The organism is Ferrovum myxofaciens, from assembly GCF_000735045.1.
Classification (GTDB): Bacteria; Pseudomonadota; Gammaproteobacteria; order Burkholderiales; family Ferrovaceae; genus Ferrovum; species Ferrovum myxofaciens.
This window is the reverse complement of sequence record NZ_JPOQ01000001.1, coordinates 1-24,803: the sequence shown is the minus strand read 5'-3', so window position 1 is coordinate 24,803 and position 24,803 is coordinate 1. Positions and strand designations below refer to the sequence as shown.

Sequence of the window (24,803 nt, the reverse complement as noted above, 5' to 3'; positions counted from 1 at the left end):
TACAGGACCCTTTCATGAGAATTTCTGACTATGATATCGGTCCAGATCACCCTCCCTTCGTTATTGCCGAAGTGGCTCAAAGCCATGAAGGCAGTTTGGGTCAGGCCATGGCTTTTATTGAAGTGGCCGCCGAGTGCGGGGTGCAGGCCGTTAAATTTCAAACTCATTTGGCCGCAGAAGAAAGTACGGTGCACGAACCTTGGCGTGTTCCTTTCAGCCTGCAGGATCGTTCCCGTTATGACTACTGGCAGCGTATGGAATTTACGTTCGAGCAATGGAAGATACTCAAACTTCATGCAGAACGTCATGGCCTGGTGTTTTTAAGCAGTCCTTTTTCTGTTCGTGCCTGTGAATGGCTTGATGCCTTGGGCATGGCGGCTTGGAAAATCGCTTCCGGCGAGGTCCATAACCCGGAACTGCTGGAATGGGTAGGGCGTACCGGCAAACCCCTCCTGCTCTCCAGTGGCTTGATGGCCCCCGAGGGTTTGCTGGCCTTGGCGCAAGAATTCCGGTGTCATGGTTCATCTGTGGCGCTGATGCACTGTACCAGTCGTTATCCCACCCCTCCGCAGGAAGTGGGCCTTAATCTGCTGGAAACCTTGCTCGAGGCGGAGCCTTCATTTCCGGTTGGATTGTCCGACCATTCGGCATCTCCTGTTCCAGGGATTGTGGCGACTTATCTGGGCGCCTCACTACTGGAAGTTCATTTGACGTTGCATGAACGGATGTTCGGACCGGATGTTCCAGCTTCCCTTACTCCCACCAGGCTTAAAGCACTGGTGGACGGTGCACTCTTTGCCTGGAGTATGCGTACCTCACCTGTTTTGAAATCAGTGCAACTAGAACGATTAGGCTTTGACCCTGCCATTTTTGGGCGATCCTGGGTGACTACTCAAGACCTGCCGGCCGGTCATTCCCTGACCCGTTCAGATCTAGCTTTCAAAAAGCCGGGAGGCGGGTTGGGTTATGAAGATTTGTATCACCTTCTCGGTCAGGTGTTGACCCGTGCGCTTCCCAAAGATCATCTCTTGGAAATCAATGATGTCCATCCCTCGTAAAATCCTTGTCGCTATTACCGCTCGCCCCAGTTATTCCCGTATTCGCAGTACCCTGCAGGCTTTGAATCAACAGGAAGACGTCGAATTGCACTGTCTTTGCTCCGGTTCCGCACTTTCGGACCGACATGGCCGGGTGGCCGACCTGATCCGTGAAGATGGATTCCATGTGGCGGCGGAAGGGGAGACCCTGGTTCCGGGGAATGATCCTGGACGCATGGCAGAAACCACGGCACAGACTATTTTATTTACGACGCGCCATCTGGAGATCGCCCGTCCGGATTGGGTCATCACCATCGCTGATCGTTATGAAACTCTGGGTACGGCAGTGGCTACATCCTATTTGGGGATTCCCCTGATCCATGTGCAAGGTGGTGAAATCACCGGAAATATCGATGAGCGGGTGCGTCATGCCGTGACCAAATTGTCCGATATTCATCTGGTAGCTAATGCCCAGGCGGCAGCGCGTCTCATGCGCATGGGGGAACATCCGGACAGTATCTATGTAACCGGGTGTCCTTCCATTGATCTGGCACGGGAAGCCTGCCAGATCTCCCTGGATGACCTGGCGTTGGCGCTGGTTGGACAGGAGGGATTGGATCATTTCAATCTCGAGGGCGAATTCATCATGGTATTGCAGCATGCGGATACCACAGAGCATGAGTCCAGTTATCGCCACATGATGATGACCCTGCAGGTGGTCAGTGCCAGTGGTTTGCCTTTCGTGGTTTTCAACCCCAACAGTGATGCGGGATCTGAGGCCACCTCCCGGGCGGTGACCGATTTTCGTCGGGATCATCCCCTTGCACCCATGGGAATGATCGCCAATCTGGAGGGGCGCCTGTTCCTGCGTTTATTGCGTCAGGCGCGCTGTTTGATCGGAAATTCCAGTGTGGGGATTCGAGAATGCGCTTTTCTGGGTACACCGGTGGTGAATCTGGGCGATCGTCAGAACGGACGGGAACGTGCCAGCAATGTGCGCGACAGTCCCTGGAAACCCCAGGCCATGGCACAGGCCCTGACCTATCAGTTGCAACAGAGTTACGCCGGGAGCCAGATCTACGGTTCAGGCCACTCGGGAGAGTTGATGGCGGATATTGTTGCCCATCTGGCCCTCCCGCGTAAAAAGCGCTTTCATGACCCCGCCTGATTCGGCGGGGATCCGGCGGTTCAGTCGTTCAGATGCCAGATATTCCGGGCATATTCCTGAATACATCGGTCGCTGGAGAAAACCCCCATGTGGGCGACATTGAGAATGGAGCGGCGTGTCCATTCCGTGGGATTGCGGTAAACATCATCCACCCGTTCCTGGGCGGCAATATAAGCTTCGTAATCCGCCAGCAGGAAGAAGCGGTCGCGGGTGGTGAGTTCTTCCACGATGGGGGCGAAGCGATGGGGTTGATCCGGCGAAAAATACCCCTGGGTGATCATGTCCAGTACCTGACGTAACTCCTCGTGGGTATGGACCAATTCCTGCGGGTGGTAACCGGTTTTTTGAAGTTGGGCGATCTGTTCGGTAGTCTCGCCGAATACGAAGAAGTTGTCCCATCCTACGGCCTGTCCAATCTCGATATTGGCTCCATCCAGGGTTCCCAGTGTGAGCGCACCATTGAGTGCCAGTTTCATGTTGCCCGTTCCCGAGGCCTCGGTACCGGCGGTGGAGATTTGTTCTGACAGTTCGGCGGCAGGAATGAGACGCAAGGCAATGGTGACATTGTAGTTGGGAATGAAGACGACCTTGAGTCGATCATGGACCAGAGGGTCGTTATTGATGACTTCAGCCACGGCATGGATCAGGGCGATGATACGTTTGGCAGCGGCGTAGCCAGGAGCTGCCTTGCCGCTGAAGATGACGGTACGGGGGACCAGGTGATCGCCCTGTCCCGAACGCAGGCGGTTGTAGCGGGTGATGACCCCCAGCACATTGAGCAGTTGACGTTTGTATTCGTGAATTCGTTTGACCTGTACATCGAACAGGGTCTCCGGATCCAGCGTCATGCCATGGCGCTGGAAAAGATACGCGGCCAGGGCCTGTTTGTTGGCTTGTTTTACCGCGCGAAAACGCTGCTGGAATATTTCATCATCGGCTCGGTGGGCCAGTGCCGAGAGTTGGGACAGATCGTTTTTCCAGGCCTCTCCCAAAGTCTCCGAAAGCAGGGCCGAAAGACGGAAATTGGCTTCATTGAGCCAGCGTCTGGGGGTGATGCCGTTGGTGACATTGAGGATCTTGCCGGGATAGAGAGCGTCGAATTCAGCGAAGGTCGTGGATTTGAGCAACTGGGTGTGTAATTGGGCGACCCCGTTGACATGATGGCTTCCAACAATGGCGAGATGGGCCATGCGAACGCGCCGTCCGCCTGTTTCGTCGATGAGGGAAAGACGTTGCAGCACGCTGGGGTCGCCGGGGTGACGGTGGCGTACTTCCTCGAGCAGGCGGTGGTTGATTTCATAAACCAACTGCAGATGGCGAGGCAGTAACTTCTCCATCAAGTCGACGCTCCATGTTTCCAGCGCTTCGGGCATGATGGTGTGGTTCGTGTAGGAAAACAGACGGTTCGTGAGGTCCCAGGCCGAATCCCAATCCCAGTGATACACGTCCAGCAACAGGCGCATCAGTTCCGGGATGCACAGGCTGGGGTGGGTGTCGTTGAGCTGAATGGCTACTTTGTCTGCCAGCATGCTCAGGTCGGGATGATGGTTCAAATGACGCTGTATGATGTCCTGCAGGGAGGCGCTGACAAAAAAGTATTGTTGCTTGAGACGCAACATTCGACCTTCCATGCTGGAATCATCGGGGTACAAGACCATGGAGAGATTTTCGGATTCGTTTTTGTTGGCGACGGCCTCCATGTAATCGCCTTCATTGAAATAGCGCAGATCGAATTCGTGAGTGCCCCTGGCTGACCATAAGCGCAAACTGTTGGTGGTGGGGGTGGCATGTCCGGGTACGGGAAGATCATAGGCCAGAGCGAGGACGACCTCAGTATCTACCCAATGATAACGGGCTACGCCGTCTTCTTCACGGTAATGGGTGACTTTGCCGCCAAAGTGAATTTCGTAACTGACTTCAGGGCGGCGGAATTCCCAGGGATTGCCAAAACGCAACCAACTATCCGGACGCTCGATCTGCTCGCCATTTTCAATGTCCTGATGGAACATGCCATACTCATAGCGAATGCCGTAACCACAGGCCGAGTAGTTCAGGGTGGCCAGGGAATCCATGAAACAGGCGGCCAGGCGTCCAAGACCCCCATTGCCCAGACCTGCATCCTCTTCCACGGCGCGAATTGATTCGAAGTCCACCCCCAGATCGGTCAGACATTCCCGACAGGTATCGAGCAGTCCCAGATTGTAAAGGCTATTGACCAACATCCGACCGAGGAGAAATTCGAGAGAAAGGTAATAGACCCGTTTTCCTTCGTGCTTGTGCAACTGCTCCTGGGTTTGAATCCAGTTTTCCACCATGCAGTCGCGTACGGCATGGGCAACGGCCACGAACCAGTCATGGCGAGAGGCTTTGTCCCGAGTCTTGCCAACGGTAAAGAGCAGGTGATTGGAAATGCTGCGCTGGAGCGATACCTTGTCCAGTCCTGGGCGATCGTGGGGAAGGGGCGGGGTCGAAGCACGTTTTGCCATGGAACACCTCTTGTGGATAGGGGGGAGGGGACCCTATGGTAATCCCGGCATTTCAGCAGAAGTGTTTCATTCTGTGACAGGTTTGATGGAGATCTTTACCCCCTGGAAAGGACCTCACAGGCCCGTGTTGCGTGTTGTTCAGGAGCCCCGCAGAAGCAGAATGGCGGGGTCGAGCACCAGCATGAAATTGAGGATCATGATGGCCAGAATCGAAAACATAAAATGACCCCGGGCCCAGGATTTCAGGTGAAGATGATGACGGGTTTTCCAGGTCATGCCCAGCCAACTTCCCCCCACAGTCAGCATCACGAGCAGGTAGGTCGGTCCGGTCAGGCTATAAAAAAAGGGCAGCAGGGTGGCCAGTAGAAAGGCGCCAATGTAGTAGGGCAAACGCTGGCGCACTACTTCTTCTCCATGAGTGAGAGGCAAGAGACGGAGTCCGGCTCGACGATAATCCTCGAGGTGCAAGAGAGCAATGGCATGGGCGTGGGGAATTTGCCACAGGCAGAAGATCAGAAACAGGAACCAGGCCCCCGGTCCCAGATGGTGGGTGACTGCTGTGTAGCCTATCAGGGGAGGAATGGCTCCAGCGATGCTGCCGACCCAAATCCCCAACCAGGAATGACGTTTGAAATACAGGCTATACAAACCAACGTAGACAAAAATTCCGGTCAGAGAAACGGCCAGGGTCAGAAGATTGGTATGGCATCCCAGCACCCAGGTACCGCTGCCCAACAACAGGGTGCCCCATGCCAAGGCTTGAGGGGCGGTGATTCTTCCCTGCGCCAAGGGACGCTGTCGGGTACGTTGCATGAAGGAGTCGATATCCCGGTCGATGAGGTTGTTGAAAACACAGCCGGCGCTGAGGATCAGGGCGGCACCCCAGAGAGTGGCATTGAGCAGGGACCAGGTTACCTGTCCTCGAGCGGCCAAACCAAATCCTCCGATTACGGAAACCAGATTGGCCAGCACGATGCCCGGCTTGATCAGGGACAAAAGATCCCGTCGGGACGGGGCAATTCTGAATGCGAGGGTATTCATCCCTAGGGGTCCATCCCCGACATCATGTGCAGGTTGGCGTTATGCATGATCCATAACGTGCCGCCCACCAGCAGGATGACAATGAGGAGGGTATAGAGGAGAGGAAGAAGGTGCCAAAGTTGTTCCGAGGAGGTGTCGACATGCAGGAAAAAATAAATCTGCACGGTAATCTGGAGAATGGCCAGTAGCGCGAGTATTCCGAACAGGAACGAAGACTCCAGGTGGGGGCCATAGAGAACCAGTCCAAAGGAGGCCAGGGTCAGGAACAGGGAGGCGGCAAATCCCCCTAGATAGGAGCGCAGGGAGCCATGGGAGGGGACAGATGTTTTCATGAACTGACTCCCATGAGATAAACAAGGGTAAACACACCGATCCAGATCAAGTCAAGAAAATGCCAGAACAGACTGAGGCGGATCAGGCGCGACTGGATGGGAACGGTGATTCCCCGGCGCCTTATTTGCAGGATCATGTTGATCATCCAGAGCAGACCGATGGTGACGTGCAATCCATGGGTCCCCACCAGGGTGAAGAAAGCAGACAGAAAACCACTGCGCTGGGGGCCATTCCCTGCACTCATGAGACGGATGAATTCATGGATTTCCATTCCGATGAAACCCATGCCCAACAAAACGGTCAAGCCCAACCAGTAGAGCAGGCGAATACGATCCTGACGCTGCATGGACAACAGGGCAAAGCCGGCGGTGGTACTGGATAGAAGCAGACAAAGGGTTTCGACGAAGACATAGGGAATATCGAAAAGATCTTTGCCGGTTGGCCCGCCGGCAAAATTCTGATGAAGTACGGCATAGGTGGCAAAAAGTGCAGCAAAGAGGACGCAGTCCGTCATCAGGTAAAGCCAAAAGCCGAAGGTGGCAAGACCTACGGAATCATGCTCGGGGTGTTCCCGCTCGATGTTTCCGATGACGAGGGGGGGCTGGGCAGTGATCATGGCAAGGGGTGTCTCTCAAAAGTGAGTTTTTGGATGGGGAGTCCTTCTGCGTAGGAAACGGAGGCATTGGGGTGGCGTAAAGCCGTTTCGATGGCGCGAACCTCCTGCGCAGAGAGTTCCTCCTCGGTGTGTTCGTCCCAGGAGCGGACAATGACGCAGCCAAGAAGGCCTGCCAGGGCAAGGATGGCCGACCACCACAGGTACCAGACCAGAGAGAAACCCAGAACGAAGGTCAATCCCCCCATGATGGGCCCCAGGCTGGAAGAACGGGGCAGGAGGATGGCTTCATAATCGACCTCTTCAGCGTGGCGTGCCTGCTTTTTCATGGAGTGGAAGGCATCCCGGGTATGGATTTGGGGAATCCGGGCAAAATTATAGGCAGGCGGGGGAGAGGGAATGGACCATTCCAGGGTACGCCCATCCCAGGGGTCACCGGTTTCATCGCGCAACTGGGCGCGGTTGCGAATGCTGAAGGTGAGTTGCAGGATTTGACACAGAATGCCTCCAAAGATGATCAAGGTTCCGCCCAAGGCAACCACCAGATAAGGTTGCCAATGAGAATTGTCATAATGGAGGAGGCGGCGAGGCATACCCATGAAACCCAAGGCATACAGGGGCATGAAGGCGAGGTAGAAGCCGACGATCCAAAGCCAGAAGGCCCGTTTGCCCCAGACTTCGTCCAGTTTGAAGCCAAAAACCTTGGGAAACCAGTAGGCATAGCCGGCAAAGTAGCCAAACAGTGCACCTGGGATCAGCATGTTATGGAAGTGGGCAATGAGAAATTCGGAATTGTGCAGTTCGAAATCGGCGCCGGGCACCGCCAGCAAGACCCCGGTCATGCCACCGATACAAAAAGTGACGATGAAACCCAGGGTCCACAGCACGGGGGTAGTGAATTCGATCCGCCCCCGGTAGAAGGTGAAGAGCCAGTTGAACACCTTAACCCCCGTGGGAATGGCGATGATCATGGTGGCAATGCCAAAAAAGGCGTTGACGTTGGCCCCCGCCCCCATGGTAAAGAAATGGTGTAGCCAGACCATGAAGGAAAGCATGGCAATGGCGACGGAAGCATAGACCATGGAAGTGTAACCAAAGAGCCGCTTTCTGGAAAAGGTGGCAGCCACTTCTGAATAGATGCCAAAGGCGGGGAGGATCACGATATACACTTCAGGATGTCCCCAGATCCAGAACAGATTGGTGAACAGCATCAGGTTCCCCCCTCCGTGGTTGGTGAAGAAATGCATTCCCGCATAGCGATCCAGGGCCAGCAGGGCAAGAACCACCGTGAGGGCTGGGAAGGCCAGCATGATGAGTACATTGGTGACCAGAATGGTCCAGGAAAAGATCGGCATTTTCATAAGGGTCATGCCGGGCGCACGCAGGCGCAGGATCGTCACAAAAAAGTTGATGCCGGTCATGAGGGTTCCCACCCCCCCCAATTGCAAGCCCCAGATCCAGTAGTCCACCCCCGGTCCGGGACTATAATGTTTTTCCGAGAGGGGCGGGTATCCCGACCACCCTGCGTGGGAAAAATTGCCCAGTCCCAGAGAGAGCATGACCAGAGCGGCGCTGGAGGCGGTCAACCAGAAACTTACTGAGTTGAGAAACGGATAGGCCACGTCCCGGGCCCCGATTTGCAACGGTACGACGATATTCATCAGGCCGATGAAAAAAGGCATGGCGACGAAAATGATCATGATCGTTCCATGGGCGCTGAAGATCTGATTGTAATGGTCCGGGGGCAGATAGCCTTGAGCGCTGCCTTCGGCCAGGGCTTGCTGGGTACGCATCAGTAGCGCATCGGCAAAACCGCGCAGGAGCATGATCAGGGCCAGCACCACATACATGATGCCAATCCGTTTATGGTCGACGCTGGTGAACCATTCCTTCCACAAATAGGACCATTTCCCGTGGTACCAGATCAGGAATGCAATACACAGCAGGAGCATGGTGGATCCGCCCAGAGTCGCCATGATGATGGGGTTGTCATAGGGGATTTCGCGCAAGGTCAGGCGACCGAAAATGAGTTCTTCCACTGGGTTAATCCTCGATGGCAGCCATGGGTGCAGGGGAAGGAGACATCATCGTCATCGTCCTGAGCGTGGTGTCTTGGGACAGGATGTTGTCGAAAAGGTCCGGCAGCGCCAAGGAGTAGAGGCGATGCGGTTCATTGATGGAGGGTTTTTCCAGGGCGGTGAAGGTGATGCGATCGAGCACCAGTCCTCCCGTTTGGACTTGGTGAACCCATTCTAGAAATGCTTCACGGGAAGTTGCCACGGTTTCAAACATCATGCCGGAAAACCCTTGCCCACTGAACTGGGTGTTGTAGCCCTGAAAGACTCCGGGTTGGTCAGCGATCAGATGCAGGTGGGTTTTCATTCCGGCCATGGCATAGATTTGTCCGCCCAGTTGAGGGATGAAAAAGGAACTCATTACCGCATCGGAGGTCAGGCTGAAATGAACAGGGACGCCGGTGGGAATGACCAGTTGATTGACGGTGGCAATATGCCATTCGGGGTAAATGAATAACCATTTCCAGTCCATGGCCACCACCTGTACTTCGAGGGGAGGCTGCTTTGAAACAATGGATCGATAGGGGCTCAAGGTATGGGAGGATATCCAAACGAGATACCCCAGTACAGCAACGATCAAGGTTGGGATGGTCCAGACCACTACCTCGATGAGGGTGGAATGATCCCAGTCAGGAGCGTAGTCTGCCCGTGGATTGGATGCGCGGTATTTCCAGGCAAACAGGAAGGTCATGACAATGACGGGAACCACCACCAGCAACATCAACCCCAGGGCTGTTAAAATCAGGGTTTTTTCGTGGCTGGCAATCATGCCGCGCGGGGTCAATACTGCCCATTGATCCCCACAATTCCCGGTACATGCCCATAACCAGGAAGGACAGAGCAACAGTGCGCCTGTCCATGGAATGATCCATTTTTTCATCGATTTCTCCCTTTGCTCCGTGGAGTCTCACAGACTATCTGCAGAAAAATTGTTCTCCGCCATAATCTCAGAACCCGAGCGCGCCAGTTGTATCAAATCCTTCTCTGGGTAAAGCGGGAAGTCTCGGACGAAAGTTACGAGGATCCTGGCGAATGGTTTATACTGTGTCCCTTGATACAGGTGCCGCTGTGCGCGTTATCGCGTCCAGAGGTGAAACGGGAAGTTCGGTGAATGTGGGTAACCCCCCATGATTCCGGCGTAGCCCCCGCTGCTGTGATCCTGAGGAGTACCTGAGAGCCACTGCGTCGTTGAAGACGTGGGAAGGTGGGTACTTCGTTGAAGGTAAGCCAGAAGACCGGCCTGTATCCATGAAATGTGTTGTAGCCACGGGGTGTGGGCGGTAACGGGTCGAGCGAAGGCTGGGTTCTTTGCGGCGGCTTGAAGATCGGGAGGTTTGCCGATCGCGCGGTGTTTCTGCCTCACTCCCTTACTGTCTTGATCATATAAGGGATTCGTCATGCATATCGAACCAGGTTATATTTCCTCCGCCAAAATCGCTGCGGCGAATGTGACCGCGCTTGGAATTTTGGGAAGCCAGAGTCTGGCTCTGTTACGCCAGCCCGCGATGGTGATTCGTACTGCCATTGCTGCGGTTTTTTTCACCCTGTTCATGCAAATGTATCACCTCCCAGTTGGGCCCTCGGAATTGCATTTCGTTGGGGCCATGCCCATCTACCTCATTTTTGGTTTCGTGCCGACTCTGTTGGGCTTTGGTCTGGGCCTGATGCTCCAAGGGCTCCTGTTCGTTCCAACGGATCTCGTACATTTGGGGGTGAATACCCTGTCGCTGGCTGTACCCTTGGTGCTGTTACATGCTACGGTGGGGCATCGTTTGAAAACAGTCGATCTCAAAACCCTCCTCAAACTTGATGCGCTTTATTATAGTGGCGTGACTTTGATGGTGGGATTTTGGCTGTCGCTCAGCGAGATTCCTACGCCATTTTCGGCCTGGGCTGCTTTTGCGGCTTCGTATCTGGTATTGATCATGATCGAACCAGTATTTACCTGGACCCTGTTGGTTGCTTTCAAAGGTCATCGGAATTCATCTCTTGCCCGCCACTGTTTTGAGTGCCGTGTTGAAGCCCTCGTGCGTTGAGTATTGGGCATTGTCCGGGTCATCGAGTCATTTCAGGCAAGATTGGGAACCCCGGAGTGGGTAAGGTCTGGTTTGTTGGTGCGGGCCCTGGGGATCCGGAACTTTTGACCTTCAAGGGTGTGAAGTTGCTGCAGCAGGCAGGCGCCATTTTGTATGCAGGGTCTTTGGTGGATAAAGCCGCCACCTGTTATGCGCCCAGCCACTGTGAAATCCGTGACTCCAAAGACATGACACTGGAGGAGATCACGGCCTGGTTGATCGAACAGGCGGCTCGCCATGCCATCGTGATTCGCCTTCAGACGGGAGATCCTGGGCTCTATGGCGCATTGGTGGAAATGGTGCGGGCGTTGGACAAAGCCCAGGTCGAGTGGGCGGTGGTGCCCGGTGTTTCTTCCGCTTTGGCTGCTGCCGCTGCGGCAGGAGAGACACTGACCCTGCCGGAGGTTACCCAGACCGTGATCTTGACCCGGGTGGCTGGACGCACACCCATGCCTGCCGGAGAAGATCTGGAATCTCTGGCCGCGCATCATTGTACCTTATGCCTCTTTCTTTCCATCACGCTCTTCCCCGAGATCCAGCGCGCCTTGCGCGCGGCAGGATGGGCGGAGGACAGTCCGGTTCTGGTAGTACAAAAAGCCAGTTGGCCGGGAGAAGAAAAGATCGTGCGGGGGACTCTGGCCGATATTCGCGAGCGGTGTCGGCGGGAAAAAATTGGCAGTCAGGCCATGATCATTGTCAGTCCCGCCTTGGGTGCACGGGGGTGGGCCGAGATCAAACGTTCGAAACTGTATGACGGTACGTTTTCCCACCGTTATCGCAAGGCAAACAAGGAACCCGGAGACCTCTCATGAAGAATGAAACCATTTTGCTGGTGGGACATGGCTCCCGAGAAAAGAGCGGCAATCAGGAAATCGAATTCTTTGCGGAACAATGGCGCGGCCGTCAACCCCAGTGGATCATCGAAGTCTGTTTCATCGAATTTGCGGAAATCCTGGTTGAAGAGGGATTGAGCAAGGCAGCCCGGCGCGGTGGGCGGGTCGTGGTCGTTCCCCTCATTCTGAATGCCGCAGGTCATGTAAAAATGGAGATTCCGGAGCACCTCGAGCAGGCGCGCCTGCGTTATCCGGCGGTGGAATTTGTCTATTGCCCGCATCTGGGAGCCAATACCAAAATTCTGGCGATTCTCAAACGCAATCTGGCCCATGCCTTGGCCCAATTGGATATGCCGGATCCGCACAATACTGGGATCGTTCTCTTGGGACGGGGTTCTTCGGACCGTGTGGCCAATGGCGAGGTGGCAAAAATGGCACGCTGGCTCTACGAAGAGGGCGTGCACCCTTGGGTGGATATCGCTTTTACGGGAATTACCTACCCCCGTCTGGAATCGGTGATCCAACGGCAGGTCAAACTGGAGGCGCGGCAAATCGTCGTGTTGCCTTTCTACCTGTTCACCGGTACTCTGATCGAGCGTATTCGTCGCCAGGTCAATGCGCTCGAAGTACAATATCCGCAGGTGCGTTTTGCCTTGTCCAGTTATTTTGGATTTGAGGAGGAGATCTATGTGCTGCTGGAGCAACGAATCCGAGAGGCGACGGATCCCACCGCCCAGCGCATGATGGAATGCGATGGCTGCAAATACCGCGAATTTTCCGCCGATCATGGACAGGGTAGTCATGCGCACGACCATCCTTCTGCGGTTGCTTCCGTACAATAGATCCGAGCCATGAAAACTCCGATCATCACCGAACAACTCACAGATGCAGGACGACGCATCGAACACGACTCCTTTGCCATCGTGGATCGTGAGGCAGGCCCCCATACTTACTCCGATGCCCAATGGCAGGTGGTACGTCGCATGATTCATGCTTCGGCGGATTTTGACTTCAACGGGTTGACCCATTTCCATCCCCAGGCCATCAGGGCGGGCCTGCACGCCATTCAAAGCAGGGCACCCATCGTTGCCGATGTGGAAATGATCTGTGTGGGATTGTCCAAACCCCGTCTGGAATACTATGGCATGCACCCCTATCAGTTCATTTCTGATGAAGATGTGATCGCCCAAGCCCAAATCCAGCATACGACGCGCGCGGTCCAGGCCATGCGCAAAGCTCAGGCACAACAGTTGCTGGAGGGGGGTATCGTGGCCATTGGGAATGCGCCCACCGCGTTACTCGAAGTTTTGCGGATGGTGCGGGAAGAACAGGTTCGGCCCGCTCTGATCATCGGAATGCCCGTGGGTTTTGTCTCTGCGGCCGAATCAAAAAACTTGTTGAGTCAGAGCACGGATTGCCCCTGGATACTCATAGAAGGGCGAAAAGGAGGATCCACTCTGGTGGTGGCTGCACTCCACGCCTTGCTGGCTCTGGCTGAAGTTCACACTGATTCTTTTTGAATCGCGTCCATGGAAAAGAAGCCAAAGGGCACGCGCAAGGGATTCACCACCGGCGCTTGTTCCGCTGCTGCTGCCCGGGCGGCGGTGCTTGGGTTGATTCAGGGTTCGGTTCCGGATGTGGTGGAATGTGATTTGCCCAATGGGGAACGGGTCCGGTTTTCTGTGTCCGAAGGACAGTCGGATGGTTCTTCGGCCCATGCGGTCGTGATCAAGGATGCCGGGGATGATCCGGATGTGACGGATAAGGCCGCATTGACTGCAGATGTCCGCTGGTTGCCCGATTTTCCCGGTACCGTGCACCTGAAGGGCGGTGCAGGGGTGGGTACGGTGACCATGCCCGGCCTTGGACTGGAAGTGGGGGGGCCTGCCATCAATCCGGTGCCGCGCCGCAATATCGAGGCCAATGTCCGCCAGGTGGCGCAGGCAGTCCTGGAGCGGCAGGGACTGGAGGTCTGCATCTCCGTACCGGGCGGCGAGATCCTGGCCAAGCGGACGTTAAATTCCCGTTTGGGCATCGTGGGGGGGATTTCCATTCTGGGGACGACAGGCATCGTGCATCCTTATTCGACGGCGGCATTTCGTGCCAGCGTCATCCAGGGCATCGAAGTGGCTGCCAATCAGGGACAGGACACAGTGGTGCTGACCACCGGGGGGAGAACCGAGAAATTTGTCATGGGGGTCTTGCCGCACCTGGCTCCCGCTTGTTTCGTGCAGATGGGGGATTTTTTGAAATATGCGCTGGATACGGTGGTGAAGTGCGGTATTGCAAGGGTCATCATTGGCGGGATGGTAGGAAAATTGACCAAGATCGCCCAGGGTGAAACCATTACCCACGCGCACCGCAACCCGGTGGATACGGATCTGCTGGCAGAGATTGCAGGCTCGGTGGGGGCTTCTGCAGAGGTATGCAGCGCCATTCGGCAATCAGAGATGGCGCGTTATGCCAGTGAACGAATGGAGGAATTGGGGTTGATCACGGAATTTTATGAGGCTTTGGGGAAACGGGTGATACAGACTTTGTATGGTCGTTATCCGGGGAAATTTGCCCTGCAGGTGCTGATGTGTGATTTTGACGGTCATCAATTGGCCCAGGTTTCTGGGGGAGATTGGCATGGTTGAACCTTGTCTGGTGATCGGCGTATTGGACAACGGAGTGGAGGGATTGCCTCCCGCAGTCCTCAAGGGCGTGCAGGAAGCGGATCTGGTCATTGGGGGAAGGCGGACCCTGGAATTATTTCGGACGGTGATCCGGGACGATGCCGAATGCAGGGATTTGACGGGGTGTTTGCCCCAGGTGCCCCAGTGGGTCGTTGAGGCCCAGCAGGGACATCGGCGGGTGGCGATTCTGGCCAGTGGAGATCCCCTTTGCCATGGTGTCGGAGGGTATCTGGTGGAGAAACTGGGCCGCTCATCTGTCCTGATTCTGCCCAATCTTTCCTTGATTCAAGTGGCCTGTGCCCGTTTGAAACAACCCTGGCAGGGGTTGCGGATTGCCTCCGTGCACAACCGTGATGCGGGCGAATGGAGCGTAGGGGCAGGTCCCGAGCATGGGCTCCATGAGTTGTTGCAAGTGCTCGTTCGCGAAAAATTGGTGGGAGTTCTCACCAGTCCGGAGAATACGCCCGGACGGATTGCACGCATGTTGTTGGCGGAAGGGGTGGCCGGGGATTTTGAGATGGCTGTGGCGGAATGTCTTTTGCAGGACGGGGAATGCATTCATGACTGGATGGATGTCACGGTGGTGTCCCAACGTGGCTTCGCTGAGCCAAATGTGGTATTGGTGCGGCGCTTCGCTGTTTCGAGGGATGCCTTGTTTGGTTTGGAGGATGCGCGCTTTGATCAACGCAAACCCGACAAGGGATTGATCACCAAGCGCGAAGTGCGTGCGGTTTCCCTGGCCCGGATGGCTTTGCAGCGGGACAGTGTGGTCTGGGACATCGGGGCAGGTTCGGGGTCGGTGGGATTGGAAGCAGCTCGGTTGTGTACTCAGGGGCATGTTTATGCCATCGAGAAAAACACGGAAGATGGCGCTATCATCCTCAGAAACCGGGCCAGTTTGCAGGTGACCAATTACACCCTGGTACAAGGGAAAGCTCCGGCGGGCTTGGCAGAATGGCCCGATCCTGATGCTGTATTCATCGGCGGTTCAGGGGGCGAATTGCGGGAATTGATCCAGATATGTCTGGCAAGACTGAGTCCAGGCGGGCACTTGGTCATGAACTTTGCCACCCTGGAAAATTTGGGAACCGCTCTGGAGTGTCTTGCTGCTTCTGCCACCGTTTGGGATGTCACACAATTACAGGCAGCGCGGAGTCGTCCCCTTCTGGAAATGCACCGCCTGCAAGCAGAAAATCCGGTCTGGATTCTCTGTGCCGAAAAACCAGTGTCTGAAGCAGGGGGCGTATGAGTGCTTTCGGCCGGCTGTATGGGGCTTCCCTGGGGCCTGGAGATCCGGGTTTGATCACCCGGCAGGTGTGGGCGTTGCTGCAACGGGAGGATCTCTACTGGACCTATCCGGTGCGTCGCAAGGGAGCGGACAGTCATGCGCTGGGCATCGTCCAGCGCACTGGACGGGCGTTGCCTGGCAGGAGTTGTCCGCTGATTTTCCCCATGACCCACGATCCGGAAATTTTGGCCGGTTATTGGTTGCGGGCGGCGGAAGCGGTGCTCGAACGGTTACGGACGGGACAGGATGTCGTATTTTTGGTCGAAGGCGATGCCTCGACCTACTCCACCTTTGGCCACTTGTCCCGCACCGTACGGGCCCTGGAGGCAGAAGTGGTCATCGAAACCTTGCCAGGGGTTTCCTCCTACCATGCGGCTGCGGCCACCGTGGGTATGCCCTTGGCCGAGACGGATGAAACCATTGCCATCATTCCTGCCAGTTATGGAATTGAGATGATCGAGCGTTTATTGCTGGATTTCGATACCCTGATTTTGCTCAAGGTCAAACCTTTGCTGGATGACATTCTAGACCTGCTCGAACGGCGTGAATTGTTGGCCCATGCGGCATTCATCGAAAAGGCGGGCACCCCGATGGAACGGGTGGAACGTGCAATCAACCGTTTGCGTGGGCAAAAAGTCAATTATCTGTCCTTGATATTGGTGCGTAATCCGGCGCGGGTGCGCGGGACGATCCTGCGCGGCTGCCGAAAAAAAACTTCTCTTCCGGATACTTCTGTCCATGAATAATATGACTGCTCCCCATGTCGCGCTTGTTGCGATTACCAAACATGGCCTGGCTCGCGCTCTTGCCCTACTTGCTCAATTGCCTGAGGCACACCTGGTGGTGACGGAAAAATTTGCGCCTGCGATCCCTCCTGCGTTGCCCAATCCGGTTAATATCCTGTCCGGGGCGTTGAGTGGTCATATGGCAGACCTGTTTTCCAACTACGATCAACTGGTCCTGTTCATTTCCCTGGGCGCAGTGGTACGTTTGATGGCTCCTCATCTCAAGTCCAAGGATGAAGACCCTGGGGTGGTGGTGATCGATGATGCGGCCCGCTACGTGATTCCTGTTCTGTCGGGGCATGTGGGAGGAGCCAATGCCTTTGCCTTGCACCTGGCTGAACTGCTGGGCGCCGAAGTTGTCCTGACCACTGCATCCGATGTGGGGAAAACCATTCCCGTGGATATTTTGGGGCGCGAATTGGGCTGGCAGGTGGAGGCCCCCAAGATCAACATTACCCGGGTTTCGGCCCATGTGGTCAATGGAGAGCCCATCGCTTTCGTGCAGGAAGCCGGGAGCCGGCAATGGTGGACGCGTCCCACTCCTCTCCCTTCCAATATTCACCTGTTCGATGAATTCGAGAAGGTGGATCTGAGCTCGTTCAAAGCCGTACTCTGGGTGACTCGGCGTGAAATTTCAGCATCGGTATGGGAACAGTTGAAGGAGCGGCTGGTCGCGTATCGCCCTCCACTGGAGTAGCGAGATGAAAGTCATGGTGGGCGTGGGGTGCGATCGGGATGTGGCATTCGCTACCCTGCAGGAAGGGGTGAGTTTGGGCCTTCAGCAGGCGGGGCTGACGGAAGATGCCGTCGTTGGCTTGGCAACCATCGACCAAAAGAACGATGAGGTGGCTGTGCTGGAACTGGCTGCAGTGAAAGGTTGGCCACTGTTTTTTTTTAATGCGGCACAACTGTCACAAGTCCCGGTCCCCAATCCTTCGGAAACGGTGCGCCGGTATATGGGGACTCCGGCGGTGTCTGAAGCTGCCGCATTATTGGCAGCGGGCGTTGGGCTGGAAGGTCTGATACTGGAAAAATTCAAACATCGTGGCGCGGACCGGAAACATGCCACGGTGTCCATTGCACTCATGAAAGAGAATTGAATGAAAACAGGAAAAATTTTAATGGTGGGTTTTGGACCTGGTGCCACGGAACATATGACCTATCGTGCGCGTGCGGCCATTGCCGAGGCAGATGTGGTCATTGGGTATTCCACTTATATCAAGTTGGTGCAGGATCTTCTGGTAGGCAAGGAGATTATTCGCAAGGGGATGACGGAAGAGATCGATCGTTGCGTCGAAGCCTACGAACAGGCGTGCCAAGGCAAAACGGTCGCTCTGATTTCTTCGGGGGATATTGGCATTTACGGGATGGCAGGTCCCACCTATGAGGTGTTGCTTCAGGCCGGCTGGACGCCGGAAAGCGAGATCAGGGTGGAGGTCATTCCCGGTGCCAGCGCCTTGAATGCCTGTGCATCCCTGGTGGGGGCTCCTTTGACCCACGACTTTTGTTCCATCTCACTGTCTGATCTCCTGACGCCCTGGCCGGTGATCGCCCAACGTTTGCGGGCGGCTGGGCGAGGAGATTTCGTCATCGCCCTCTACAATCCAAAAAGTGGTCGGCGCACCCAGCAGATCGTGGAAGCCCAGCGTCTGCTGCTGGAATACCGGGACCCCGGGACGCCTGTGGCGGTAGTCAAATCTGCCTACCGTCGCCGCCAGAATATTCAACTCGTTACCCTGAAAACCATGGCAGACCAGGATATCGGCATGCTGACCACGGTGTTGATTGGGAATAGCAGCACCTTTATGCGCGCTGGATTAATGGTGACGCCCCGGGGGTATACCAATAAATATGAAGGATTGACGGGGGATACAAAGCCGGGAGAGCAGGCCGGGCGTTCTCTGACTCTGGGGTTGGGGGGATGGCATGAGTTCGTTCAGATTCACCTGCAGACCCACCCAGACCACTCTTTGCGGCAGGTGGCAGACCATTTTGATGCGCCCCTCGCACAGATTCTGGAAGCCGTGGCAGGAACCGTGGAAGACAATGTCCTCAATGGAGTTCTGGTTCGTCATTTTGCCTCAGAGGAACTCGAACGTCTCTTGCAGGAAATGCGCCAATGGGGGAAGTTGCGTGCAGTAGTGCGCCATGGGGGGAGCGTTGCGGAACTCTTGCTTCATGCCCGGGATTTTTCCCTGAAGTCAGGTCGTCTGAATCTGATTCATGAGCATTTTCATTTACATGTAGATGTGTCCTCCCTAGCCCATGGCTGGTTTGTATGGCAGGAGACGCGTCAGGCTGGGATTTATTTTACGGATTCCCATGGGGATTTCGTGGTGTCTTTTCTCTTGACCAAGAATGGAGAAGGACAGTGGTCGGCGGAAGAATGGAAAAGTTTTTACAGTGCGTTGACGACGATAGGAACGAAGACATTCAAGAAAATGGAAACAGAGGAGAAAGCGCATGAGTGAGGATGTGGATCATTTTCCGGTCAAACCTACCATCGGGAACTACAAACGTCACCTGTTGGTGTGCACGGGCCCACGGTGTACCCTGGAAGGGGAGTCCCAAACTCTCTTCGACAGTTTGGGAGAGAAATTCAAGGCGGCAGGACTCGACAAGGGGGCGCTGCGTGTCAAACGCACCCGGGTGGCATGTTTTGCAGCCTGCAAGGGAGGGCCCATTCTCTGTGTGCAACCGGATGGGGTATGGTATTACAACGTTACTTCGGAGAATCTCGAGCGGATCGTTCAGCAACATCTGGTGGAAGGTATGCCCGTGGAGGATCTGGTTTTTCATCAGCAGATAACAGATTGATCTTCAGTCCGGCTCCTCAAAGGTGCGACGCCTTGAAATTCCACTTGGCAGGATCTTCGACATTCAGAATGGTGTCACCGCATTTGCTCAAGTCGAGCATGAGCGGTTCGATGAAAACATTTTGTCGGGTTGAATAGAACGCCTTGACCTTCGGTGTCATCAGGCTGCCTGGGTGTTGTTCCACGACATAAGCCAAGCGCCCGGATTTTAACTGGACGAGCGTTCCTGACGGGTAGAGTCCCACCGTTCGAACAAAGGCATGAAAGACGGTGCGATTGAATTGGCCTTCCTGCCATTCGGCCATTTTTCGAATGGCTTGGCCCAATGCCCACCCGGTTTTGTAACTGCGTTCCGAAGTGATGGCATCATAAACGTCGCAGCAGGTGCCCATATTGGCATAGATCGAAATTTTTTCTTCGGGCAACCAATCCGGGTAACCCTTTCCGTCCATCCTTTCGTGATGATGGGCGCATACATCGAGGATGATTTCATCGTCGATGCCCAAGTTTTGCAAGAGATGGTACCCCAGCAGAGGATGAGATTTCATCATCTCGAATTCCTCGTCAGTCAAGCGGGCTTGTTTGTTGAGAAGAGACAGGGGGAGCAAGGTTTTACCAATATCGAGCAATAGTCCGGCCATGCCCAGTCGTTTCAACAGATTGTTGTCAAACCCCATTTGTTTTCCCAGAGCAATCATCAAAGCGCATACGGCTACCGCATGAAGATAGGGGTAAGTTTTTTTGGTCTTGGCGTGAAGAAGACTGATGAGCGCTTCTGAATTACGCAGTACGGAATTGCAGATATCTTCGACGAGGTGCTGGGCAGTCGTCAGATTGACCGGGATATCCATGCGGGCTTCCGTCAAGAGGCTATGGATCACGCCGCGAGACCGGGCATGAATGCCGCGTGCCAGAACCAGTTCATCCTCAAAACTGGTTTTTTGAGTGGCGACTTTGATCGCTCTGGCTTCCTTGATTGTTTCCATCAATAATGATGGAACCAGCGAAGGAGAGGCGACCGGGGCAGAGGGTTCCGTATCTCTCCCTTTGTCGGGATCGATCCATACCTCTCGGATGCTGCTTTTTTGTAAAGTGATCAAGTCATTTCGGTCACTGATCACAAACGAGGATACCCAAAAGGGATGATCCATCCAACTCCCACAGATTTCGTGGACAAACATTCCGATTCTCAGATCGTCGACGGATATCTTTTTCATGAGGGTTTGACAATAGCCAAGGTAATACCGTGATTTCTTATTGAATCAATAGAGTTATTGTTCGACGGGCCTTTTCCGCTATGGTACAGGATTTCGGAACAGAAAAGCAGCCAGTGAGGGGGAGAACTGTCTGAATAGGCCTGTTGAACCAGGGGAGAGGTCACTTGAAAGTTTGATCAAATGCTTCAATCAGATGAGTAAATCCATCCAGGGGAAAGAACGATCAGATAACCGATCAAGAAGGGTTGCCTCAGGAAAAAACTGCTGACCCCCGACGCATCATTGGTCTTGACAAGTGAGCGTGCTTTGGGTTCCACTTGTTCGGGTAGGTGAAGCCGTAAACGTAATGATATAACCACCCACAGGAGACAGTCATGAATAAAACAGGAAAAATGATGTATGGCATGTTGGTTGCGGCACTCTGCGTTTTGCCGTTGGGATCCTACGCCGCAGGTGGCGCAAGTATTGAAATTTTGTCACCCAAGGAAGGTGAAATCTGGACGGCGGGTGCCCATGTGGTGAAGTACCAGGTGCATCCCAGTCCCAATGGAAACCACCTGCACGTCTATGTGGACCAACAGGATGAACCCATTATCAGCCACCAAATGAGTCATTGTCCGTGCTCGGAACAGTTGCCTGACCTGGGACCAGGGAAACATCGGGTCACGATCAAGGAAGCCACAGCGAGTCACAGTTTGACTGGGGTGGAGAGCAGTGTTTCTTTCACCGTGAAATGAGGGTGATGCATGGGCACCCTGCTCGAATATGCCCTCATTCAAGTACTTCATAACTTTGGAGCCTTGTTGGTCGTTGGATTGAGTGGATATGGATTCCGGGTTGCCCTGCTGCGTCATTCGCCCTCCCAAACTTTTGCGCTCTTCGTCCTGCTGGCATGGTTGGCGCAAGGGTTGACGGGGGCTACCTTTGGCTGGGTGACGTATCGTTCGGATCACCGACTTCCCGATATCCATGGGATCGCCATGATTGCGCTCATGATCAAAGTGTCCTGTGTGTGTGGAGGAGCAGGACTGATGACCTCTTGCCTGGTCTGGGGGGGGGCATGGTCATCTTCTCGCCGGATGCTGGTTTGGGCAGGTTCCACCGGGTTGGCCTGTCTGGCATTGACGGCGGCTGCATTTCTGCGTTGGTTTTCATGACGGAGAATCTTGGGAATGGAGGTTTTGTGAAAAAAACAATCATGTACGTGGTGTTGGCGCTGACCCTGTCTTCCTGTGGGGAAAGCAATCCACTCCTCGGAAAGTGGAAAACAGAAGCCATTCTGGGCGCCTCCAGTACGCTGGAATTCAAACGGGACGCTGTGATCACGACCTCAACCGCTTTTGGTGTGGACGAGAGCAGGGAGGAAAAGGTGAGTGACTACCGAATTGAAAAAGAGGGGAATGGTCAGGAAAAAGTTGGGGTCTCCGTCAAAAAAGGCAATGAGACCGAAACAGTTTGGTACAAAGTCCTGAATAAGGATACTCTACAATTTGATGCTGGTTTGGTTAGTATGACTTATCATCGTATAGGAAATCAGTGAACGGTAGAGAGGCGTGGCGAAAAAGCGTCATTCTTCCCTTCATTTTTTCCCGGTTCTGGAAAACAGAATAGTTCTCTCACTCTTCCAACGAATTCACTCCCATTCATAAATCAGGAGTTTCTTAATGACTGCAGAAACACTGCTTGATCAGTTGAAGTCCATGACGGCCATTGTTGCAGATACCGGTGATATTGAAGCGATTCGGCATCACCAGCCAGAAGATGCGACAACGAATCCCTCCCTTTTGCTGAAAGCGGTTGCATTGCCTGAATACGGTCCGCTGATCGATGATGCGATAGGTTGGGCAAAGGCGCAGGGCAACCAGGTAGAGCAGCAGCTTCATGATGCCACGGACAAGTTGGCCGTGGATGTCGGTCTGGAAGTACTCAAAATCGTGCCAGGACGTGTCTCTACAGAAGTAGACGCTCGCCTTTCGTTTGATACGCAAGCCACGCTGGCGCGGGCAAGAAAACTGATTCGCCTGTATCACGAGGCGGGGATCGGCAATGAGCGGGTTCTGATCAAGATCGCTTCAACCTGGGAAGGAATCAAGGCGGGAGAAATTCTCGAGCACGAGGGCATTCATTGCAATCTGACCTTGATGTTTGGTTTTTCTCAGGCACGCGCGGCTGCTGAGGCGGGTGTGACACTGATCTCACCTTTTGTGGGACGCATCATGGATTGGTACAAAGCCAAGGGCGATGTTTTTACACCTGAGAAAGATCCTGGAGTACTGTCGGTTCAGAAAATCTACCAATACTTCAAGGAACATGGTTATCCCACCACGGTCATGGGGGCTTCTTTTAGAAACATCGGCGAGATTCTGGAACTGGCCGGATGTGACAGGCTGACGATCGGACCCAATTTTCTGGAAGAACTGCAGAACACCCGGAGTGTATTGGTGCGGCGCTTGAAACCTGAGGGAGAAGTCAAACCCCGTCCCCCTTCGCTGACGGAAGCCGAGTTCAGATGGGAAATGAATGAGGATGCCATGGCTACGGAAAAACTGGCGGAGGGCATTCGCGGATTTACAGTGGACCAGATAAAGTTGGAAAAATTATTGGCTGACCGACTGTAAATTGATGGTTCAAAAACCTCTGAGGGAGATGAACGAGATGCAGATTATTCTTACCCGCCATGGGCAGGTCGAAGGCATCGATCCTCCGCGTTTCAGAGGGCGCATGGAGTTGGAATTGACTTCTGTGGGGCATCAGCAGGCCACCGCCCTAGCCAAAGCGGTCGCCAGGCAGTTTCAACCAGATGCGGTCGTTACGAGTCCACGGAAACGTTGTCAGGCTACAGGGGCTGAGGTCGCGCGGGAGTGTGGGATCCTGACGCAAGTTCAGGAGGGATTCGATGACTTTGACTACGGCCAGTGGCAGTGGAAAACCCATGCGGAAGTGGAGGCTGAATTTCCGGAGGAGTTGGAACGTTGGCAGCGGGTTCCCCAATGGATGCAATTTCCGGCGGGAGAGTCGTTGCAAGCCGTTGCTTTGCGCACCACCGATGCTTTGCGTGCTTTATTCGCCCGGCATAGGGGCCAGACAGTGGTACTGGTTGCCCATGACAGTGTCAATCGTGTCATTTTGATGCAGGCCCTCGATCTGCCCTTGTCTGCCTACTGGCGGATTCAGCAAGAGCCCTGTTGTATCAACCTGCTGACTTTTGATGCGAACATGCAGATGAGGGTGCTTCGGCTCAATGATGCCGCGCATTTGCACGATCTGAACTGACAGTTGCATCAATCAAACTGGGAACTGTCAGACCAGATCGCGACTACTACACTTAAACTCACGGGCCAGCGAACCTCCTTCTGATCGATTCGGGCTACCTGCTCGATGAATTTGGTTTTGTAAGGGAACAAAAACTCGGGATCAAAAAGGAAAATACCATAAGATTTTTTGGGTATCCGTTTTTTGTGATTGAAAAGTTCTCATGGCTCCCCGTTTTCCAACATGGCGAGTAGTGTTGAAATGTCGGCTTTGGGCTGTTTCGGTTGCGGCGGGGGGCTGCCGGTATATAGCGCGTATCCGCCATCACCGTCCGCCCCATCGTTCCTTCTCTCGGCATCGGCGCTTGTCTTGCCACGGGTTCCCGCGGTGTCCGCGTTATTCATCCCCGCCCTGATGCCTTTTATGGGCAAAGAATCCGGTCAGACCAACGGCGGCAGCGTGCAAGAACATAGCGAACTAGGTAAGTGCGCCATTTTCCGTCATGCTTCCTGTAATGTTGAAAAGTGGAGGTAACAGATGCGTCCACCACTAGTGAAATCTTTGCTTAAGGCGATGATTGCAATACTGCTCACCATGATTGTATTAGAGGTGACCAAAACGTACATTTTCCCCAAGATTACAATTTTGGGATCATATATCATAACTATCACTTTTTCCACACTTACCGGTACGGTGGTATCGGGCTATGTCCTGCTGAAATACGAAAAATTAAATCAGAATCTAGGCAACCATATTTTAGAACGCGAACGGCTGGCATCGGAACTTCAGAACCTGAATGAAGTGCTCGAACTGAAAGTTCAGGAGCGAAGCAGGCAACTGCTGGCGGCGCAGGATGAGTTGGCACGCAATGATAAATTGGCGGTACTGGGGCAAGTGGCGGGCAGCGTGGGGCACGAGTTGCGCAACCCGCTGGGCGTGATGAACAACGCGGTGTATTTCTTGCAGACCGTGCTATCCGATGAAGTGGACCCCTGTGTCAAGACAATAATGCCTTGAGTTTAAGTTGTGCATTCGACTTCACTCGCAGCTGGACGGCGCTGCCCCGATTTTGCATCTGGTTTGGTTTTCACTATTTCATCTGATGA

The 24,803-nt window shown here is 54.3% G+C and carries 26 protein-coding genes and 1 riboswitch; of the genes, 19 read left to right on the top strand and 7 right to left on the bottom strand.

Annotation, left to right across the window (positions count from 1 at the left end):
- Positions 1-14: 14 nt before the first annotated feature.
- A complete protein-coding gene (locus IV91_RS0100140) occupies positions 15-1,058 on the top strand; it encodes an N-acetylneuraminate synthase family protein (RefSeq protein WP_051861732.1) in 1,044 nt (347 codons plus the stop codon).
- Positions 1,039-2,205, top strand: a complete 1,167-nt coding sequence (gene neuC, locus IV91_RS0100135; RefSeq protein WP_082783202.1) for a UDP-N-acetylglucosamine 2-epimerase — start codon at positions 1,039-1,041, stop codon at positions 2,203-2,205. Before IV91_RS0100140 ends, neuC begins: the two co-directional genes overlap by 20 nt.
- 20 nt (positions 2,206-2,225) lie before the next feature.
- On the opposite strand, the gene IV91_RS0100130 is transcribed toward neuC, so the two are convergent.
- The 6 genes from IV91_RS0100130 to cyoA all read right to left on the bottom strand — a co-directional run bounded on the left by IV91_RS0100130 (position 2,226) and on the right by cyoA (position 9,633).
- Positions 2,226-4,691, bottom strand: a complete 2,466-nt coding sequence (locus IV91_RS0100130; RefSeq protein ID WP_031595053.1) for a glycogen/starch/alpha-glucan phosphorylase — start codon at positions 4,689-4,691, stop codon at positions 2,226-2,228.
- Between the two features lie 138 nt (positions 4,692-4,829).
- On the bottom strand, positions 4,830-5,732 hold the full coding sequence (gene cyoE / locus IV91_RS0100125; protein WP_051861729.1) for a heme o synthase: 903 nt from the start codon (positions 5,730-5,732) through the stop codon (positions 4,830-4,832).
- Between the two features lie 2 nt (positions 5,733-5,734).
- Entirely contained in the window at positions 5,735-6,064 is a 330-nt protein-coding gene (gene cyoD, locus IV91_RS0100120) for a cytochrome o ubiquinol oxidase subunit IV (protein ID WP_031595050.1), read from the bottom strand.
- Positions 6,061-6,681 (bottom strand): cytochrome o ubiquinol oxidase subunit III, encoded by a 621-nt coding sequence (gene cyoC, locus IV91_RS0100115; RefSeq protein WP_051861727.1) that lies wholly within the window; start codon positions 6,679-6,681, stop codon positions 6,061-6,063. The genes cyoD and cyoC overlap by 4 nt, the downstream gene beginning before the upstream one ends.
- On the bottom strand, positions 6,678-8,705 hold the full coding sequence (cyoB, locus tag IV91_RS0100110; RefSeq protein WP_031595047.1) for a cytochrome o ubiquinol oxidase subunit I: 2,028 nt from the start codon (positions 8,703-8,705) through the stop codon (positions 6,678-6,680). Before cyoB ends, cyoC begins: the two co-directional genes overlap by 4 nt.
- A 16-nt stretch (positions 8,706-8,721) precedes the next feature.
- Complete coding sequence (cyoA, locus tag IV91_RS0100105; RefSeq protein WP_084189789.1) at positions 8,722-9,633, bottom strand: ubiquinol oxidase subunit II; 912 nt, start codon at positions 9,631-9,633, stop codon at positions 8,722-8,724.
- Between the two features lie 161 nt (positions 9,634-9,794).
- Positions 9,795-10,011, top strand: a riboswitch (cobalamin riboswitch).
- Between the two features lie 139 nt (positions 10,012-10,150).
- On the opposite strand from cyoA, the gene IV91_RS0100095 reads away from it, so the two are divergent.
- The 11 genes from IV91_RS0100095 to IV91_RS0100045 are packed head-to-tail and all read left to right on the top strand — an operon-like array spanning position 10,151 to position 19,229.
- Positions 10,151-10,789 (top strand): energy-coupling factor ABC transporter permease, encoded by a 639-nt coding sequence (locus IV91_RS0100095; RefSeq protein WP_031595042.1) that lies wholly within the window; start codon positions 10,151-10,153, stop codon positions 10,787-10,789.
- Positions 10,790-10,791: 2 nt separating this feature from the next.
- Positions 10,792-11,640: a precorrin-4 C(11)-methyltransferase gene (gene cobM, locus IV91_RS0100090; protein ID WP_411463566.1), complete on the top strand. Its 849-nt coding sequence runs from the start codon at positions 10,792-10,794 to the stop codon at positions 11,638-11,640.
- Positions 11,637-12,503 carry a sirohydrochlorin chelatase gene (locus IV91_RS0100085; protein ID WP_031595039.1) on the top strand — a complete coding sequence of 289 codons (867 nt, stop codon included), beginning with the start codon at positions 11,637-11,639 and terminating at the stop codon, positions 12,501-12,503. The genes cobM and IV91_RS0100085 overlap by 4 nt, the downstream gene beginning before the upstream one ends.
- Positions 12,504-12,512: 9 nt before the next feature.
- Positions 12,513-13,181 (top strand): precorrin-8X methylmutase, encoded by a 669-nt coding sequence (locus IV91_RS0100080; protein WP_031595038.1) that lies wholly within the window; start codon positions 12,513-12,515, stop codon positions 13,179-13,181.
- Positions 13,182-13,190: 9 nt separating this feature from the next.
- Positions 13,191-14,300, top strand: coding sequence for a cobalt-precorrin-5B (C(1))-methyltransferase (locus tag IV91_RS0100075; protein ID WP_031595037.1), 1,110 nt, complete (start codon positions 13,191-13,193; stop codon positions 14,298-14,300).
- Positions 14,293-15,588, top strand: coding sequence for a bifunctional cobalt-precorrin-7 (C(5))-methyltransferase/cobalt-precorrin-6B (C(15))-methyltransferase (locus IV91_RS0100070; protein WP_031595036.1), 1,296 nt, complete (start codon positions 14,293-14,295; stop codon positions 15,586-15,588). The genes IV91_RS0100075 and IV91_RS0100070 overlap by 8 nt, the downstream gene beginning before the upstream one ends.
- Positions 15,585-16,373: a precorrin-2 C(20)-methyltransferase gene (gene cobI, locus IV91_RS0100065; protein ID WP_031595035.1), complete on the top strand. Its 789-nt coding sequence runs from the start codon at positions 15,585-15,587 to the stop codon at positions 16,371-16,373. The genes IV91_RS0100070 and cobI overlap by 4 nt, the downstream gene beginning before the upstream one ends.
- Complete coding sequence (locus tag IV91_RS0100060) at positions 16,366-17,109, top strand: cobalamin biosynthesis central domain-containing protein (protein WP_031595033.1); 744 nt, start codon at positions 16,366-16,368, stop codon at positions 17,107-17,109. Before cobI ends, IV91_RS0100060 begins: the two co-directional genes overlap by 8 nt.
- A gap of 4 nt (positions 17,110-17,113) precedes the next feature.
- Entirely contained in the window at positions 17,114-17,512 is a 399-nt protein-coding gene (locus tag IV91_RS0100055; RefSeq protein ID WP_031595032.1) for a cobalamin biosynthesis protein, read from the top strand.
- Positions 17,513-18,883: a precorrin-3B C(17)-methyltransferase gene (gene cobJ / locus IV91_RS0100050; RefSeq protein ID WP_082783203.1), complete on the top strand. Its 1,371-nt coding sequence runs from the start codon at positions 17,513-17,515 to the stop codon at positions 18,881-18,883.
- The gene (locus tag IV91_RS0100045) at positions 18,876-19,229 is read left to right on the top strand and encodes a (2Fe-2S) ferredoxin domain-containing protein (RefSeq protein ID WP_031595030.1); all 354 of its coding nucleotides are present in this window, start codon (positions 18,876-18,878) and stop codon (positions 19,227-19,229) included. The genes cobJ and IV91_RS0100045 overlap by 8 nt, the downstream gene beginning before the upstream one ends.
- A 16-nt stretch (positions 19,230-19,245) precedes the next feature.
- On the opposite strand, the gene IV91_RS0100040 is transcribed toward IV91_RS0100045, so the two are convergent.
- Positions 19,246-20,445, bottom strand: coding sequence for an HD-GYP domain-containing protein (locus tag IV91_RS0100040; RefSeq protein WP_031595029.1), 1,200 nt, complete (start codon positions 20,443-20,445; stop codon positions 19,246-19,248).
- 374 nt (positions 20,446-20,819) lie between these two features.
- Here IV91_RS0100040 and IV91_RS0100035 point away from each other — a divergent pair, with 374 nt between their 5' ends.
- The 6 genes from IV91_RS0100035 to IV91_RS16560 all read left to right on the top strand — a co-directional run bounded on the left by IV91_RS0100035 (position 20,820) and on the right by IV91_RS16560 (position 24,714).
- Positions 20,820-21,182 carry a hypothetical protein gene (locus tag IV91_RS0100035; protein ID WP_051861725.1) on the top strand — a complete coding sequence of 121 codons (363 nt, stop codon included), beginning with the start codon at positions 20,820-20,822 and terminating at the stop codon, positions 21,180-21,182.
- 9 nt (positions 21,183-21,191) lie between these two features.
- Positions 21,192-21,602, top strand: a complete 411-nt coding sequence (locus tag IV91_RS0100030; protein WP_031595026.1) for a hypothetical protein — start codon at positions 21,192-21,194, stop codon at positions 21,600-21,602.
- A gap of 26 nt (positions 21,603-21,628) precedes the next feature.
- Positions 21,629-21,985: a hypothetical protein gene (locus tag IV91_RS0100025; protein WP_150112325.1), complete on the top strand. Its 357-nt coding sequence runs from the start codon at positions 21,629-21,631 to the stop codon at positions 21,983-21,985.
- A 124-nt stretch (positions 21,986-22,109) separates the two neighbouring features.
- Complete coding sequence (gene tal / locus IV91_RS0100020; RefSeq protein WP_031595022.1) at positions 22,110-23,063, top strand: transaldolase; 954 nt, start codon at positions 22,110-22,112, stop codon at positions 23,061-23,063.
- Between the two features lie 37 nt (positions 23,064-23,100).
- Positions 23,101-23,718, top strand: coding sequence for a histidine phosphatase family protein (locus IV91_RS0100015; protein WP_031595021.1), 618 nt, complete (start codon positions 23,101-23,103; stop codon positions 23,716-23,718).
- A 516-nt stretch (positions 23,719-24,234) separates the two neighbouring features.
- Positions 24,235-24,714, top strand: a complete 480-nt coding sequence (locus IV91_RS16560) for a sensor histidine kinase (RefSeq protein WP_031595016.1) — start codon at positions 24,235-24,237, stop codon at positions 24,712-24,714.
- The last annotated feature ends 89 nt before the right edge of the window (positions 24,715-24,803 follow it).